The 16,848-nt window shown below is 40.2% G+C and carries 10 protein-coding genes and 2 pseudogenes; 2 read left to right on the top strand and 10 right to left on the bottom strand.

Annotation, left to right across the window (positions count from 1 at the left end):
• The 3 genes and pseudogenes from selD to CALSC_RS02015 form a co-directional block, all read right to left on the bottom strand.
• A pseudogene (gene selD / locus CALSC_RS27980) lies at positions 1-1,719 on the bottom strand (selenide, water dikinase SelD); the annotation flags it as partial.
• 236 nt (positions 1,720-1,955) lie between these two features.
• A pseudogene (locus CALSC_RS28275) lies at positions 1,956-2,498 on the bottom strand (FAD-dependent oxidoreductase); the annotation flags it as partial.
• 154 nt (positions 2,499-2,652) lie between these two features.
• Complete coding sequence (locus CALSC_RS02015; RefSeq protein ID WP_088239757.1) at positions 2,653-3,351, bottom strand: Uma2 family endonuclease; 699 nt, start codon at positions 3,349-3,351, stop codon at positions 2,653-2,655.
• A gap of 238 nt (positions 3,352-3,589) precedes the next feature.
• On the opposite strand from CALSC_RS02015, the gene CALSC_RS02010 reads away from it, so the two are divergent.
• On the top strand, positions 3,590-4,366 hold the full coding sequence (locus CALSC_RS02010) for a Uma2 family endonuclease (RefSeq protein WP_088239756.1): 777 nt from the start codon (positions 3,590-3,592) through the stop codon (positions 4,364-4,366).
• A 275-nt stretch (positions 4,367-4,641) separates the two neighbouring features.
• Here CALSC_RS02010 and hemW read toward each other — a convergent pair whose 3' ends face one another.
• A complete protein-coding gene (gene hemW / locus CALSC_RS02005; protein ID WP_088239755.1) occupies positions 4,642-5,823 on the bottom strand; it encodes a radical SAM family heme chaperone HemW in 1,182 nt (393 codons plus the stop codon).
• A gap of 258 nt (positions 5,824-6,081) precedes the next feature.
• Between hemW and CALSC_RS02000 the strand changes: the two genes are divergently transcribed.
• Entirely contained in the window at positions 6,082-7,158 is a 1,077-nt protein-coding gene (locus tag CALSC_RS02000; RefSeq protein ID WP_088239754.1) for a PIN/TRAM domain-containing protein, read from the top strand.
• Positions 7,159-7,334: 176 nt separating this feature from the next.
• Here CALSC_RS02000 and CALSC_RS01995 read toward each other — a convergent pair whose 3' ends face one another.
• From CALSC_RS01995 to CALSC_RS01965, 6 genes are all read right to left on the bottom strand, one after another.
• On the bottom strand, positions 7,335-8,000 hold the full coding sequence (locus tag CALSC_RS01995) for a pilus assembly FimT family protein (protein ID WP_088239753.1): 666 nt from the start codon (positions 7,998-8,000) through the stop codon (positions 7,335-7,337).
• Between the two features lie 205 nt (positions 8,001-8,205).
• Positions 8,206-9,195, bottom strand: coding sequence for a hormogonium polysaccharide secretion pseudopilin HpsC (gene hpsC / locus CALSC_RS01990; RefSeq protein WP_088239752.1), 990 nt, complete (start codon positions 9,193-9,195; stop codon positions 8,206-8,208).
• Between the two features lie 135 nt (positions 9,196-9,330).
• On the bottom strand, positions 9,331-9,972 hold the full coding sequence (gene hpsB, locus CALSC_RS01985) for a hormogonium polysaccharide secretion pseudopilin HpsB (protein WP_200817534.1): 642 nt from the start codon (positions 9,970-9,972) through the stop codon (positions 9,331-9,333).
• Positions 9,973-10,039: 67 nt separating this feature from the next.
• Entirely contained in the window at positions 10,040-14,572 is a 4,533-nt protein-coding gene (hpsA, locus tag CALSC_RS01980; RefSeq protein ID WP_088239751.1) for a hormogonium polysaccharide biosynthesis protein HpsA, read from the bottom strand.
• A 552-nt stretch (positions 14,573-15,124) separates the two neighbouring features.
• Complete coding sequence (locus CALSC_RS01970; RefSeq protein WP_088239749.1) at positions 15,125-15,604, bottom strand: hydrogenase maturation protease; 480 nt, start codon at positions 15,602-15,604, stop codon at positions 15,125-15,127.
• On the bottom strand, positions 15,591-16,848 hold a 1,258-nt coding region (locus CALSC_RS01965), incomplete at its 5' end, for a Ni/Fe hydrogenase subunit alpha (protein ID WP_143288126.1). The genes CALSC_RS01970 and CALSC_RS01965, both read right to left, overlap by 14 nt.

The raw sequence follows: 16,848 nt of genomic DNA, 5'->3' as shown, positions 1-16,848 counted from the left end.
CAGACGTAAGGGGATTATTCGAGCGATCGCACAACTATCTCCATATCCTAAAGCTTGGAGTTGAGTAATACAATCATTGGCTTTATCTGGGGGAACTGAGGCTAATAATCCTCCGGCAGTCTGAGGATCGAACAATAAGGGATAATGGGGATGGAGAGAAACAGATTCAAGATTAGCAATGTAGCGAGATGCCTGTAAATTTTCTGGATGTAAGGAGCTAACAATTCCTTGGGCTACAGTTTCCCTTGCACCTGTTAATACGGGCAAATTGCCTAAATTTAGTTCCACCCCTACCCCGGAAGCCTGAATCATTTCTAACAAATGCCCTAGCAGCCCAAAACCAGTCACATCAGTACAAGCACTGGCACTATATTGTAATAAACATTTAGCCCCTAATTGATTAGACAATAACATCGATTCCACTGCCCCATCAATCCATTTCCCCTTAGCTTTGTGATGCATTTCAGCCGCAAATAATGTCCCCGTCCCCAATGCTTTAGTTAAAATCAACACATCGCCCGGTTGCATCCCACCTTTACGTAATAGCTTGTCTGCATCTGCAAAGCCGTTACAAGATAAACCAAATCCTATCTCTGCGCCTTCCGTTGTATGTCCACCAATTAATAATGTACCCGTTTGATTGAGTACTTGTACCGCACCAGATAATAATTGATAGAGAGTTTCCTCCACCTTACTTGGAATACCATAGGGAATAGTAGCGATCGCTAACGCACTGTGAGGAGTTGCACCCATAGCAAATATATCGCTCAAACAATGATTGGCGGCAATTTTACCAAAAGTGTAGGGATCATTGATTAAAGCGCGAAAATAATCAATGGTTTGTACAAGAACCTGATTCCCTGTTACCTGAATTACCGCCCCATCATCGGCTGTATCCAAACCAATCATAATATCTTGCTGGTTTTGCATAGTTGCTTGTGTCGTTTGCATACGCTGCAAAACCTTTGTCAGGACTGTACTACCAACCTTTGAGCCACATCCAGCACAGGGCATAATTGAATTTTGGATTTTGGGTTTGGCGAAAAGTTGCGGTGCAGATATCTCCGACAGAGTTGGGATTGGTACTGTTTTTTGATTACCCTGCATCTGAGGAAAATTACGGAAACGTTCCATGAAACGACGATCAATCCAGTCTTTCCAACGCCAGATCAGGTGATGAGGTGGTAAGGTAAAAATACCACGGGTGGCGATCGCTTGACCATCACCAGTACCGATTAAGCTTAAATATTGTTTTTGGGGGATATAAGGTTGCAGGGATTTTCCCAGTAATAATCTTTGCAGATTTGCAAATAATGGTTTTCCTTGACGCACAGCAAACACCCCAGCTTTAGGACGGGGATGATTTACCATAGTGGCAATATCACCGGCTGCAAATATCTGGTCATGGGACAAAGATTGTAAGGTATCATCTACCAGAATAAAACCTTGGGGATCTGTTTTCAGTCCCGATTCTTGCAACCATGCAGGTGCTGATGCTTGTGTCACCCAGAAAATATGATTATATTCACCTGTGAAACCAGATTCACATCCCAGTTGTAATTTATCAATGGATTTATTTTTGGGTTCTATTTGAGTGACATTTTCCCCCAGATGTAATTGAATCTCATGCTCCTGTAATATTTTTTGGAGTTGACGACGCACCATCTGATGATTATTCGGCATTAGTTGGGGATGACGTTGAAATAAATGGATTTGCAAATGCGGATAATTTTCTTCTCTCTGCTCCCCTGCTCCCTGCTCCCTGCTCCCTTGCTCCCTGCTCCCTGCTCCCTTGCTCCTGCTCCCTGCTCTCTGCTCCCCTGCTCCCTGCTCACCTGCTCCCTGCTCCCTTGCTCCCTGCTCCCTGCTCCCTTGCTCCTTGCTCCCTGCTCCCTGCTCCCTGTTCCTTGCTCCTCTACTCCCTGCTCCCCTGCTCCCCTGCTCCCTACTCTCTGACTAATAATACCCTGTAAATTAGCCTGCATTGATAGTGCTAATTCCACACCCCCTACACCTCCACCAACAATGGCGATTTTGATTACTTGTTGGGGATTTTGGGCAAAATTTTCAGTTACTTTTTCCCAGTAAGTTAATAACTGAGCCACAGGTTTAGCAGGGATAGCATACTCTGCTGCACCGGGTACAGATATAGTGGCAGGAGTACTACCAATATCAAGAGAAAGTAGATCAAAACTAACTGGTGGACGATTAGCACAAATAACTTTGTTGTTGCTCAAATCCAAACCAACTACACGATCAATATATAATTGTGCTTGGGCAAAATTGGCAAGCGATCGCAAATCAATATGGCATTCATCCCGACTGTAAAAACCAGCAATATGTCCTGGTAGCATCCCGGAGTAAGGAGTATCCGATGCATCGGTAATTAAGGTTATGCGTACCCCTGGAATGGGACGCATACCCAGCATTTTTAATACAATAACGTGACTATGACCACCACCAACTAATACTAAATCTTTAACTATGGGAGTGTACATTGGGAAAGGGGGAGAAGTTTTTTTGTGGTTAGCTAGAAAATGGGGAGTCGGGAGTCGGGAGTCGGGAGTCGGGAGTCGGGAGTCGGTCAGAGGTATTTTCATTCTTGGTTGTGTGCAAACGTACTCTACGAGAAGGCTGCGCCTACATGAGGGGCTAACTGATAGAATCAGGGTCTACACCCAATTCCCGTAATTTTTCTGCTAACAGCTGAGCCCGTTGTGCTTCTGTTTGGGCACGTTGTGCTTCTTGTTGAATTTGTTCCTGTGGAGTTAGGTAACGCTTACCTGTTTCGTCATACCAATATAACCATTCTCGCGTCACCCCACTATAATTACCCCTTTCACAACCAATTCCTAAACCAATTTCTGGCAAATAAACGGGATTTCCTGATTGTAGTTGATATTGTCCATTCACTAATTTATGCACTTCCAAGCGCGGTTCGCGGCGACGACGGGAAGAATAAATTACATAATAGAGTACACCCATTGCTGTGTAGTCTGCGAGTTTTTTAGTATACTCTTTGCGGTAATTTGGGGACACTATTTCTATTGTCAAAATAGGAACGACATTTTCGTCCCAAAGCACATAACTAGGACGCAATTCCTCATCATAAACTCGCTCCACACCTAAACTGAGAAATGCATCTGGGACAATCGGCGGTTCATCAGGGTCTAAATATATACCCATGTCAATGGCAAATAACCAGTCCATCCTTTCAGCCCAGAGAATTAACAAAATGGACTTTAGTAACCCTGGGATCAATTCTTGTAGTTCATTATCCACAGGCGTTTCATCGGAGTCGGGAAGTTCGTCTGCTGAAGGTAAATATTTGGGTAAGTTGTACTCTAACATGATGTGTATTTAGTATTTGCTCAAAAATATTTGCAAAACGCGATCGCTGACCATGTTGGTAATATAATTGTACTATTCTTAACTTACATTATTCATGGGAGAAATTTGAAAATCTCAAATAGTAACTTCCATAACGATTAATTCCTTGATAGTACAAGCCCCTTGATTTATCCGTGGAATAATCCAAAATCCAGAATTGTTATGACTGATAACTAATAACTGATAACTGGTAACTGAAATGACACAAACCCCCACAACTCCTTCAGAAAACCTGATACTACCACCTACACAAGAAGAACTACCCTATGATGATGGTACTCCCATGGAAAGCCAACGTCATAAAATGCAAATGGATTTACTCATTGATACTTTACAACCATGGTTAGAGCAAAGGGAAGATGGCTATGTAGGCGGTAATATGTTTGTCTACTACAGTTTGGCACAGGTAAAGAACAAAGATTTTAAGGGACCAGATTTTTTTGTTGTGTTGGGAGTTCCGAAAGGGGAACGTAAAAGCTGGGTTGTCTGGGAAGAAGAGAAAGCACCAGATGTGGTAATTGAGTTACTTTCTGAGAGTACCGCCACAGTGGACAAAAATGAGAAAAAGTTAATTTATCAAAATCAAATGCGTGTACCAGAATATTTCTGGTATGACCCTTTTAATGCAGATGATTGGGCTGGATTTTCCATGCTGAATAGCATTTATCAACCGATCCCAGTCAACTCCCAGAATCAATTAGTTAGTCAGTCTTTGGGGTTAGCTTTGCAACGTTGGCAAGGTAGCTACAAAGGCATTGAGACTACGTGGTTACGCTGGGAAACTTTAGAAGGAGAATTGTTGCCAACTGCTGAAGAAATCGCCTATCAAGAAAGCCAAAGAGCAGAGCAAGAACGCCAAAGGGCAAATATGGTAGAACAACAACTATTACAAACTGCACGTAATTTACTACAAGAAGGAATGACGGTGGAGCAGGTAGCAAGATTAACAGGACTTCCAGAATCAGCAATCAAGTAGTTATAGCAGTCGCCATCATGTTTAGGACGTTTTTTAATTGACAGTTGTTAGTTGTTAGTTGGCGGTTGATGGTTGTTATACCATTTCTCTAAATCCTGGCTGCAGATAATTCTCCCCCTGCTCCCTGCTCCCTGCTGTCCATGTGTAGCTTTATTTTGGAGAATTGGTATTAGTTGACAGTTGACAGTTTTTGGTTAGAACATATTGTCCTAACCTCAGTTCGGGTTAAGGAATCAGCAAGCCCTAAGTAATGCAAGCATCTCGCTTGCTATCTATCAATCAAACTCTTTAAACAATGCTGACAATACAACATTAGAAAATAAAAAACCTTCGGGATCACTTAACCGTAATCTTCTCTCTAATATTTGCACCCAACCCTTTTCTATATAAGGTTGCAAAATCCTGTACATATTCTCAACATTTGTCTTGCCAAACTTTTCTCTCAACATCTGCAAACTCACACCCTCTGCTAACCGTAACCCTAACATCAAAGTATCTAACAACACCTCATCTTCTGGTGTCACCTCACAATCAACCTTACACCCATCTTTTACCCATTGGTAATACTCTTGAGTCTTACGAGGACGGGTAAACCGCTTACCTGTCACATAACTGGCTGCACCCATGCCAAACCCATAATAAGGGCGATTTCTCCAGTAAACTAAATTATGGTGACACTGATGCCCAGGTTGGGCATAATTAGAGATTTCATAATGGTCATAACCAGCACCAGTCAAAATATGCTGTGCCATCCGATACATGTTCACAGTAGTTTCATCACTGGGTAAAGGTCGATCACCTGGTTGATAATAGCGACCAAAAGCAGTTCCAGATTCTATAGTTAAATCATATATGGATATATGGGTGGGTGCTATGGCTACAGCTTGCTCTAGGGAATCTTGCCATATCTCCAAAGTTTGATCAGGTAAACCAGAAATTAAATCAATGCTAAATTCGGGAACCCCTACCTGGCAAATTATCTCTATAGCTGTAAAAATATCAGCAAGGTTGTGCGATCGCCCACAAGCTTGCAATAATTCCGGCTGAAATGCCTGTACCCCCAAACTGATACGATTGATCCCTGCATGGTAATAACCAGATAGATGTTCTAAATCGAAGGTTCCTGGATCTATTTCCATAGAAACTTCTGCTTGAGAACAAATGCCAAATCGTCGATCCAAAGTTACCAATATCTGCTGTAATTGATCTACTGACAATAATGAAGGAGTACCACCACCAAAAAAAATTGTGTTTAAACATTGACCATTAATAGGTGCATTAGTAATTTCTTGACATAAAACTTCTAAGTATTGGTGCATTGTTCCTGACGTTTCACCCCGCAGGCGATCGCCAATCACAAATACGGGAAAATCACAGTAATAACAGCGCCTACGGCAAAATGGAATATGGATATAAGCAGCATCTACCGCGGATGCAAACACTAAATTTTGTTCCATTTTGTTACAAACATTAAATTAATATTCGTGGCTTTAACATCTCGAAAAATCATGACATTACTTAATACTTTATTTCTATTTTGCTACCCCAGACTGAAAAGTATAAACCATAAAATTCTTTGGTTATAATGATTGCAAATGTTGTTAACCCTACCTCATAATATGAATATAAATAGCCTTAAGTATGTATTAATAATTAAATAAAAATCACTTATTTGTGTGAATTCAAAAACACAGTTGTAGGAAAACAACATCATTATGCTTGACGCCATTATTATTTTCTCATTCGTTCTAGCAGCTGCGGGGTTAGGGTTCTACAGCACTGATCTGCTACCAAATGGTACCTTAGAAAGGGTGACAAATTTAGAAGCATTACGCTTGGTTGTCGCTGCCTTTGCAGCCATTCTTGGTGGTGCAGTTGGACTGAGATTTCAGACGGGTTATCGTCGTTTGGAAACACAAGTCCGGGAAATGAGCCCCGAAGCAATTTTTACCCGTGCCATTGGTTTAGTAATTGGATTATTGATTGCTAATTTAATGCTAGCACCACTATTCTTGCTACCAATTCCACCAGACTTCAGTTTTATTAAGCCATTGGTTGCAGTGGTGGGTAGCATCGTCCTCGCATACACTGGCATGAATGTAGCAGATACCCACGGACGGGGATTACTGCGACTAATTAATCCCAACACAATGGAAACCATGGTTGTGGAAGGGACTTTAAAACCAGCTAATACTAAAGTTTTAGATACCAGTTGCATTATTGATGGTCGCATTGAAACCCTATTAGAAACAGGTTTTTTGGAAGGACAGATTATCTTACCCCAATTTATTTTGCAAGAATTACAGCAAGTAGCAGATGCTAGCAAAGATCAAAAACGAGTACGGGGTAGAAGGGGATTGGAGATTCTCAATCGCATTCAAGAAAATTATAGTGCTCGCATTCTCATAAACTCTATTGACTACGAAGATATACCAACAGTAGATGCTAAACTAGTCAAATTTGCTCAAGAAATTAACGCTACCCTACTTACTAACGATTACAATCTATCCCAGGTTGCCAGTGTGCAAAAAGTTCCTGTTCTCAATGTGAATGATTTAGTCAATGCTGTACGTCCCAGTTATTTACCAGGAGACAACATCGATTTAAAAATCATTAAAGAAGGAAAAGAACCCAGCCAAGGTGTGGGTTACTTGGATGATGGCACTATGGTAGTGGTAGAAGAAGGTAGTAGTTATGTTGGCGGTGAATTGCGAGTTATAGTTACCAGTGCTTTGCAAACTTCTGCGGGAAGGATGATTTTCGCCAAACCCCAAGCATCTGCATGGGCATAATATCAAGGAAATTGACTTCTAACGCAGGGGGAAAGAAAAATTCTACTTAGGTAATTGATGATGAAAATTTTTTCATCTGGACTTCCTTCTGACTAGCTGTTGTGCATTAAAAATACACAACAGCTTAAAACATCTTTCCCTACTATGGGAGAATAATTGCATCAAAAACTACTATATTATTTACAATCATCATCTTTAGCAGTTCGCATACCACCAAGTAGAGTCTCTATAATTACACATCGCCTGTTATTGCTAGGAGTTGTAGAATTTGTCGATTGAGGGATAGCCACCACAATTTTAATAATCGTATCAGAAGCACTACCAGTTTCTTTAGCTGCTAGAACTCCCATGTGATCAAATGTAACAGTTTTTTTATTAGTACTTAAATTATCAAAGGCAACATTAGCAGGACTGGCAAGGGTGTTGTGAGTATCTATATTTACCAAATTTGTACCGACAATAATTTCCCCTGACTTGATGTCCAACTTTTCAGTTAAATTTTCCCAAGTGGGTGTAACAGACTTGGGTATACCAGGATAAACAGAAATTTCTGGGATACCACCATTCGTTCTCACACTGACACTGTAGTCCAGCTTATTTTTTTTCGCTTCTCTCTGTGCTTCCTGTATCGCGGCTAAAACAATCTCATTCGCCTTGTTAAGACGTTGTCTATTCATAAAACCAAGCCAACTAGGGGCAGCGATTGCGGATAAAATTCCGATCATGAATACTGCTACCAAAATTTCCAACAAGGTAAAACCATTATTTTTGGGTTTAGATGCAAGTTTATAGTCATCTCGTTGACTAACTTGATATGCTAGTTTCCAAGTATGTTGTTTCATATTATTTTATTTATATTATTAATCTGGTTTATTAAATTCTTATTGAAAACTAGAATCTTAAGTTGCTTTTTGTCAATTGAATTAATATTTTTTTTGGTTTTATTGCATTTTTTTTAGCAGAAATATGAATTAGTGAATTATCAAAAAAAAAGATTGTAATAGTTTACGAATTAACTTATTTAGCCTAATTAAACTAATAGAATATTTATTCTGTAAATAATGAACCACGTCCTTCTACTCGTACAGTTGTGGTGGGAAAGTAATTATTTTTGTCACTACTATAATCGATATTACTATTTTCTACACGAGCCAAGGCATTACCACGTAAAAAGACTTGTGCACTGTTCCTAACTATATCAACACAAGCGTAAAAGCTGGTCATTTCACTTGTAGTTCTACCAGTGAAACTTGCAGGTGTAACTTTTTTCCCCGTGACGCAGGCTTCTTCACCAGGTGCCCCATTGGTAGTTGTAGTCTGATCAATATAGTCTGTTAGTACTACTGAGCTAGGCAGATTTACAATTTGCGTCGCTTCATTATCATCTTTGTCCTTATAAGTATAAGAACTAAGTCTTTTCCACTTATTCATCTTCTGTTCTATAGTCCCAACCCCTTCCAAGCTAAATGGAGCATAACCAGAGCTCGGACAGTAACCGCTAACATACTTACCATCGTATCCTGGACAATCAACACCAGTAGTAACCCCTACTCCATCCCTGATTTGCCATCTAACAATACGAGCAGCATTAGACCAGGTGTTACTATTGTCTTTAATTAAATAGTAAGCAACTAATGAGTAGACAAAAGTATCATCTTTAGTATTGTCAGCTGCGGTAAGTACATCACTGAGAAATTCACGTTTCCAAAACACAAGTACAGGAGCCCTATCTGTAGCAGTTGGACTAGGTAGTTCGGCTTTGATTGCATCTATACCAACTGCATCATATATATAAATTGCCTGCTGTAAATCGCGGGTAATATAATCCATTGCTGATTGAATTTCCTGTTCTGAACTTGCTTTCGCTTGTTCTTGTCTGTCTGTGTTTAAAAGATTAACCATAAATCCGAGTATTGGTGTAATAACTAGTACTGCCATAATGCTAGCTACTAGTAATTCTGCCATAGTAAAACCAGCATCTCGAATAACTTTGGGTCTCTTGATATATTTACCGAGTAAAAAATTAATGGGACTCATTTTATATATTCTCTATAGAAAGATTTTATACAGTGATTAGAATTATCAGATTTATAGCACTACGCAATTAGGGAGCGGACATTCTTGGAGGCTGAAACCTCTGAACAGCAAACTGATTACTGATGAGGTTTACTATTAGTTACAACTACTATTGGAAGATGTATTACTTGCATCTTTTAACCGATTGCATAAATCGTTAAATGAATCACTATTGCTGGTGATTTCCGTATTTATTTCCACCAAAGGAGCTTTCCTATCGCCTAATCCCGCAGTTACAGTTGATTGTGTTGTGGGTGCTGTTAAAGCTCCATCATTTTGAAAGCCATCAGCTCGATACACTCGCACTCCTAAAAGATAACCAGTAGTGGCATCTGCGGAATTAGCATTATTGCGAAATGCCTGAATGATAAAGTCTTTGTTACTACCCAAGGTACAACCACCACCATCTCCATCTATGCAGTATAAATTGTTGGCAGGAGAAGCAGGAACAGTACAGTATGCATTAGCATTACAGGTTAAATTTCCTACTGTGGGCACACCACTACCAGTTGCAGGAGCGCCAATAGCCCCTGTTCGCACACCTTCTACATAGGTTTTCGCAGCTTGGGCAGCTAATTCAACCCTTCTGGATTGTACGCGAGTTGCAGTGGAGAAAACAACTACCGGAGCGATCGCTACCATCAAGACAGAAACAACCACAACTGCAATCAAGGATTCGATAATTGTAAATCCAGATTCTCCAGATTTTGGGGGGATTTTGTATTGTTTGAATTTCATAATTGTGTATTTAAGGGTTTCCAGTAGGGTGGACAATGCCCACCTTACTTATTCTGGTTTTGGACTTCTATGGACAACTAGGGCGTTGACTGGCATCAACAGCATGTTTGTCATCAAGGGTTTTGGCGCATAACAGGGTTTTTATCCAAGCATCATCGCGCCCAACTTCCCGATAATATTCATCAGGTTTATCATTTGGTATTCTCACCAACTTTTGGGCAAAGTAGTCTGGTGATTGAGAAAGTAGGGCAACATCATAACCCCATAGTCTTCCTGGAGGTTTAAAGTAAGGTGCTCTACCACTAGCAGTATCTATGGGATATAATTTTTTAGTTGGACTAACTTCATAAGGTGCGGTAGCGTAGGTACTACGGCCAATTTGCATAAACGAACCGGTAATTTTTGTTCGTATTGGTGTGGAAGTAACCTCCCAATTTTCGATGAAACGGACAAAGTTTTGCAAACCACCATTATCTTCTGAGGGATGGGCAGGGGTGTCTCCGGCAGCTACTATTAAATTAAAAATAGAAGGCTTCCACTTAGGAGTTGCGCTATTATCAAAGGTGTGGTCGTTTGCCACTTGCAACCAATACTTGTGTTTGCCCCCTGCGTTGTCTTTGGTAATGTTTTCAATCTTATTATTGAGGATAGGAGGAACATCCAAAGGTCTATCAACTTGTAAAATAGGTTCTTGCCAATCTCCATTATTGTCAGCTTTCATCCAAGGTATGAAAATAGGGTTATTACTGGCATCTTTTGCTAATACAGGCAGCTGACCTGATTTTAATGGATATGGAAATGCCTCTATTTTTCCTGAACTATTTTCTCCATAAACTTGCAGGGGAGTAACTACATCACCAGTAGTCGTATCCCGTTTAAAGGCAATTCTTTTGGGAAACTTAGGATCGTTCCACTTACCACTAGGTGGATTACTTATTGTTCCCGTTTGGACACTGGTTACGGCTTGTCCTTCAGTATTCCGTCCCTTATTTACAGTTAACCATGCATCTTGACCTAGAGCTGCATAATCTGCTGGTTCGTTGGTGGTATCAGTGGTCATAATCCACAGTTTAGGATCGCTACATAGAGAAACATTGGTTTGAGGACAAATTTCATATGCATAGTTCCTAGCTTGCTCCCATCTCATTACTGGGGTAACAAAGTTGTTGAGATAGGAACTGCCTTGAAAACCAGAGGTAGAAGTCTCGAAGTCTTTGGGGAAACTGTCGTTGTCATAGCGGTCTATTGGGCTTTCTAGTTTGTTGGGGTCACTAGAATCCTTTTTCCCATCAAGGTTGTATTGGCGTGTAGGGACAAAGCTGTTAAATTCAGAGAAGTAACTGGTTAATCCTGCTGGAACCGTTGACATGTCAAGCTTATAGTCGTAGTCTCCCTCATTACGGTAACCCAATCTAAAGTTATCAGAAAGCAAAGTAACAGCATCTCCCAACACAGATGCGGATCGCCATTCATCACCAACCTTACAATTTGGTAGTCTCGGATCACCTTTACGACAAGCAAAGTCGGCGTTTAGTGTAGTGCGAGTGTAGAAGTTACTCCAATTATCTTTTAATGGCCCTGTAAATTCTTCTACTGCACCATTCTTATTCTGATGCAAATTAAAGCTACCCTTGATGTACACAGGCAAATTGGAAGCTAAAATTAGCCCTTTCTCCGCATCTCGATAATCTTGTACTCGCCATAATTTCTCACCATTAATCAGCATAATGCCATTTGGACGACGATCTGGGTCAAGTTTGTAATCTACAGGGCTTTCTAGCTTGGCTGCATCTGAATTTCCTGCACTTTGATCTGCCAGTGCATCATCACGAGTAGCATAAATAATGCCGCTATTGGGTAGCAGATATTCTTGATTGACGGCTAGAGTTGGGGTTCCAATCTTTGTTGTTCGTAACAGTTGCAGGTCTAATACAGTGGTGCGAATCTCTAGGGGTTGTCTATCTTTTTTCGGTAGGTCATAATTGCCACTAAACTTAGTCACGTCTATGGCTTTAACCTGTCTGGGATCTAAAAAGGCAGTTTCGTAAATTGCACCGTGAGGTACAACAGACTTATCATCAGCCTTTGCACCAGCCATAATGTCAATGGCGCACAGTGCAGAATCAATGGCAGAATGGTCTGAAAGCAGAAGAGTATCGCTATTATCTATTTTATCCAAAGCCACTTTCAGTGGTTCATTTACCAGCCGTCCATTGTATGTTAATGTTGTTTGGTAATCTAGTAGTTTGCGGTAAGTACTGACCTTTGCAGAGGGAGGTGGGTAAGCTATACCATTATTGGATTTTCCACCAGTTGCATTATTCCAAGTTGATGGATTCTTTGCTGTAGTACTGTTGGAAGGGTCATAATAGCTACTAACACAAGCTATGGGTGTGGGATCTGTCTGGCTATAACCAGTGCTTTCGTAGTGATAAACTGCCGTAGCCCGCATTTTCAAGTATGGATCTTCAGTAGCTGCAGTGCCGGTAGAAGGTTGGGGTACTTTATAGGTAATATCCAAACCATACATTTCAAAAGGCTTGACATCAGCAGGAACTGAAGTATATTTTGCTGGCTGTAAATCAGACCAAACTTCAGTTGTAGTATAACTAGAGAAGTCAGTCGTTGAATGAGTGGCAGAGTCAGGCAAATAAATTCCAGCACCAGTTACTACCCGTAAACCACCTACGGTATCTTGGGGAGTACTAGGCTTTTGTGCAGCTGCTAATTCCCAATCTCCATTCCTTCCTATTGCACCTAAATCCGGTAATTGTTGGATTTGGGTACGACGGGTTCGGGTATTGTCAGTTTTAGTATTATTGGGGTCATCCCAGTAATAGCCTTTAATTTCTTGAATGTCTTCCTCCGCCGAACCTACAAATTTCTTAGTAGTGTTGTTCCACCACAGCTCGGGTAAGTTATTTCCCAGGCTAATGCGATCGCCTACATATTGTTCATTACCTTGCTTATCTGTTTCCAGCAGGTTTGGTTCAGTTGCACTAGGTCGTAACTTATTACTACCATTGGTCTGTAAACTCAGTTTTGCATAACTAGTAGAAGTTTTACCATCATCAGGGTCAAAAGGATAAATCCACCCATTCGGGGGACGTAGGGTATCAATACTTCCCTGCAGAACATTGGCAGTTGTGTAAGTCCCTAAACTATCTGTATTAGTTTTATTGAAAGCAATCTCTGCATAAGGTACACGTCTGGTGCGTCGTTTAAAGTAAGATTCTAGTGCTGTGCGGCGAACTGAATCGGCTTGAGCATAAGTTGATGGTGACGGTAAACCCAATTGTGTTTGCTTCTCAGTAATATTCTGCTCTACTTCTGCAGGATCTTTATCTATAGTCTTAGCCATTTGAGCATCAACCAAGAGATTGATGCGCTTGGCATAAGCTAAACCATTATAGGCGACTTCTTTTGAGTCATTGCTAACGGATTCATCTTCCTTGATCCTATATTTTTTCTCATCAGTAAGAGGTTGTTTTCCATTTTGGAACAAATGCACATGTGTATGTTTTGATAAGTTACCAATAAACTCACCTTTAACTACATTCCCACCCACAAAAATTTTGCCATTATCAGCTTCATAGAAACAGGAAGATGGACTACTAATTTGATAAAGTTTGACAGTACTCCACGCACTACCAGTCAGAAAGTTACTATTAGTAACAATTCGTCCATTGAGGTTAAAAGCAGCACCAGGGGTAATTGCGAGATCGTCTTCATAAACAACAGCATTATTTACCAGGGGAAGTTGTACCCGTTCCTGTTGATACTCTAAGGCTGTGAAGCCTTGATTTCCTTTGTAAGCTTCATACTTGCCTTTAATTGCATCATCAGTTGGTGGATTAGTAATGGGAACATTGGTAGTATAAGCAAAGAAACTTTTTTTCAACTTGTTGCCAATCTTAAACCAACCAGAGTCACCAACCAGAGTTGCACTAGTACCAATTGCATCCCCGCAACTTCCGCCGATATTACCCCCCATCATGGGTATAGCTCTTGCTTCTAGAGGATTTCGAGAACGGCTATATACACCACCACTTACTGGAGGATTCTTAAAGTAAATTCCGTACAGGGTATAAGTATCATACTTCCCATTATTATCAGTATCAACAGGGAACCTCCATGCAGAACGTAAATCATCCTCACCAGATTGAGTTAATTTAAGCTGTTTTTCATCACCAAATGAATATTCATTAACATATGTGACAAAATGCTTTGCTAATGCTGTATCAGTAGGTGTCGCCCGTGGTAATCTTGCATCTGAGAATAATTTATTTAACTTGGCTTTAGCACGGTCAATGGCCGGTTCCGCAGCGTTAATCACAGTCTCATTCACCCGAACATTACTAGCATTTTTAGAACGTTCAAAAGATCTAAATAATATCGCGGTGGTTAACAATACTAATACCAAAGATACAAATGATATTGTCGGCAACACAAAACCTGAATTTACCCAGTCTTCTTTCTTATTTGCTATTAAAAAAGTTTTTAATAGCCAGTTTCTTCGTTCTTTAATACTGTCAGGATATTGGCTAATATTTTGGTAGATTTTTTGAACTTGTTTAATAATCTGGCGATTCTTAGACATGGGTAATTTCCTGTTGCCTAGATAAATTACTTATGAGGTAATAAAATATTTTTGTATGTTTAATTTAACCTGATCATGATTTCCGTAAGGATTACGTGTTTTCGCTATTGCAAGGATAGGAGAAAATCTCCAAACCATTGTTTTTTTTTTAAGATTACGTAAGTCTGACTGATAAATCTGCACAGATTAATAAACTTCTGTAAATAGATGAATTAAATGGTTCAAAATTTATTCATAAATCATTTTGGTAAATGATTGAAGATGAATTATTTAATTTATAGCCTAGAAATAATAATGTTGCCATAGAATAACTTCACCTCAAAATTATGTAAAATATACTTTTCTTCATCACAGTAACTATAGATGCTTCTTAGCTACTGTGAGAGTAAGCTTATAGTACCCATTTCCAATCGGAAACATATCATTTGGAAAAAAAATAATACCTGGCAGGAAGAGCAGGGAGCAGGCGGACATAGTATCACTTAATTGACCCACAGCATCATAAATTTGGGGGCTTGTATCCTTTTCTTTTTCGGTCAAGATATACAGGATTTACATTAATTCCCTCAGTAATTCTACGATTACTTGTTGTAATACTTCTTCTGCCGCTTGCTCAACTTGTGGAGAAAACCCAATGCCATGGGCAAAATTTTTCCCTTCTACACCGTAAATAATTAACTTGGGCGGGAGTTGATTTAAACTCCTTGCTAGTTCCACTGCTTCAGCAACACTAAAAGCATGGGTAGAATAACTAAAAAACTTTGCCGGTACTGTTTGTACATTGGCATCAATGCGATGAATTTTCCCTACTTCAGCCCCAGAGTTCACAGCATCAAACAAATAAACTGTTGTAGCACCTTGCCATAATTCCATCAGCGCCACCCCTTCTCCAGATGCTTCCATAATTTTGATCTCTGGGGGTAGTTGGTTGCGAAATTTTTCCACAACCACTAACCCCAAGGCATCATCCTGGCGAAATTTATTACCAATGCCAATCAGTAATATTTCCTGGTTATGCTTATCTTTCGACATCAAGCTTGAGGAAATGGGTTGAACATGATATGCAGGGGTCGTAATTGCGAATTACTTGCTCAGATTGTTGCCGTAACTCTTCGTCTGGTAAATCTATATGTTCTTCAACGAATTGCCACAGGTCTTTTTCAATAGTTGATTGGTTTTGGGATGTAGGAGGTACAATCTTAGCATCGAGAATATCCCCTTGCTCGTCAAGTTGATAGCGATGGTAGCAAATGCCTCTAGGTGCTTCGGTACAACCATGTCCAGTACCGGGTTTAATTGTATATTCAATCACTGATTGACTGGATGTTTCTGCGTTTTCAATAATACGCAGTGCTTCTTGAGCTGCATATAATACTTCTAAACTACGGATAATAATACTCTGGAAGGGATTGCTACAAAATTCCCCTAAACCAATATCTTGGGCAATTGCTTGAGCACGGGGTGTGAGTTTGTCGAAGTTTAAATTGTAACGTGCTAGAGGCCCAACAAAGTAATTTCCCCGTTCTTTGATGTTTGCATGTAACGCTGTAGAATGAGGTTTATGTATTTCGGCAATGGAATCATAAAATTCACTAATCGGGATATTCAAACCTTTATTAGAAACCAAACGCCCTTCATTGATTGGATACTCATGGGAATGTTGCAGTGCCACAAATTCGTAGTCTGGCTCAAATTCAGGGAAAGTAAACCCAGCCACCCAACGTGCTGTTGCTTCGGCAGTTTCTATTGCCCACTGTAAATCTGGGACTAGGGACTGTAACTCTCGCTTTATGGGCATTTTGTAAAAGCCACCCACCCGCACATTAATCGGGTGAACTTCTCTACCGCCAACCAAAGACATAATCCGATTGCCGATTTTTTTTAAGCGTAATCCTCGTTGAACAATATCTGGGTAATCCTTTGCCATCTCAACCACACTGTCATAACCCAGAAAATCGGGAGCGTGCAACATAAATATATGTAAACTATGGCTTTCCATCCACTCGCCACAGTAAATCAGCCGGCGCATTACCCGAATGGCACTAGTAACTTCAACTCCAAAACAATCTTCCATAGCATGAACAGCACCCATCATATATGCAATGGGGCAAATACCACAGATGCGGGCAGTAATATCTGGTGCTTCACTATATTTGCGTCCCCGTAAAAATGCTTCAAAAAACCGGGGTGGTTCAAAAATTTTCAGTTTGACTTCTTTTACTTGATTGTTTTTGATTTTTACATACATTGCCCCCTCGCCTTCCACACGAGCGAGG

Source organism: Calothrix rhizosoleniae SC01 (genome assembly GCF_900185595.1).
GTDB classification, from domain to species: domain Bacteria; phylum Cyanobacteriota; class Cyanobacteriia; order Cyanobacteriales; family Nostocaceae; genus Calothrix_A; species Calothrix_A rhizosoleniae.
The sequence above is the reverse complement of the archived record's forward strand: the minus strand, read 5'-3'. Positions and strand labels throughout refer to the sequence as shown.

Excerpts from the sequence above, each read along its gene's own strand:
- CALSC_RS01995 (WP_088239753.1), bottom strand. The coding sequence starts at position 8,000 with ATGAAACAACATACTTGGAAACTAGCATATCAAGTTAGTCAACGAGAT.
- hpsC (WP_088239752.1), bottom strand. The coding sequence starts at position 9,195 with ATGAGTCCCATTAATTTTTTACTCGGTAAATATATCAAGAGACCCAAA.
- CALSC_RS02015 (WP_088239757.1), bottom strand. The coding sequence starts at position 3,351 with ATGTTAGAGTACAACTTACCCAAATATTTACCTTCAGCAGACGAACTT.
- CALSC_RS01970 (WP_088239749.1), bottom strand. The coding sequence starts at position 15,604 with ATGTCGAAAGATAAGCATAACCAGGAAATATTACTGATTGGCATTGGT.
- hpsB (WP_200817534.1), bottom strand. The coding sequence starts at position 9,972 with ATGAAATTCAAACAATACAAAATCCCCCCAAAATCTGGAGAATCTGGA.
- hpsA (WP_088239751.1), bottom strand. The coding sequence starts at position 14,572 with ATGTCTAAGAATCGCCAGATTATTAAACAAGTTCAAAAAATCTACCAA.
- CALSC_RS02000 (WP_088239754.1), top strand. The coding sequence starts at position 6,082 with ATGCTTGACGCCATTATTATTTTCTCATTCGTTCTAGCAGCTGCGGGG.
- CALSC_RS02010 (WP_088239756.1), top strand. The coding sequence starts at position 3,590 with ATGACACAAACCCCCACAACTCCTTCAGAAAACCTGATACTACCACCT.
- hemW (WP_088239755.1), bottom strand. The coding sequence starts at position 5,823 with ATGGAACAAAATTTAGTGTTTGCATCCGCGGTAGATGCTGCTTATATC.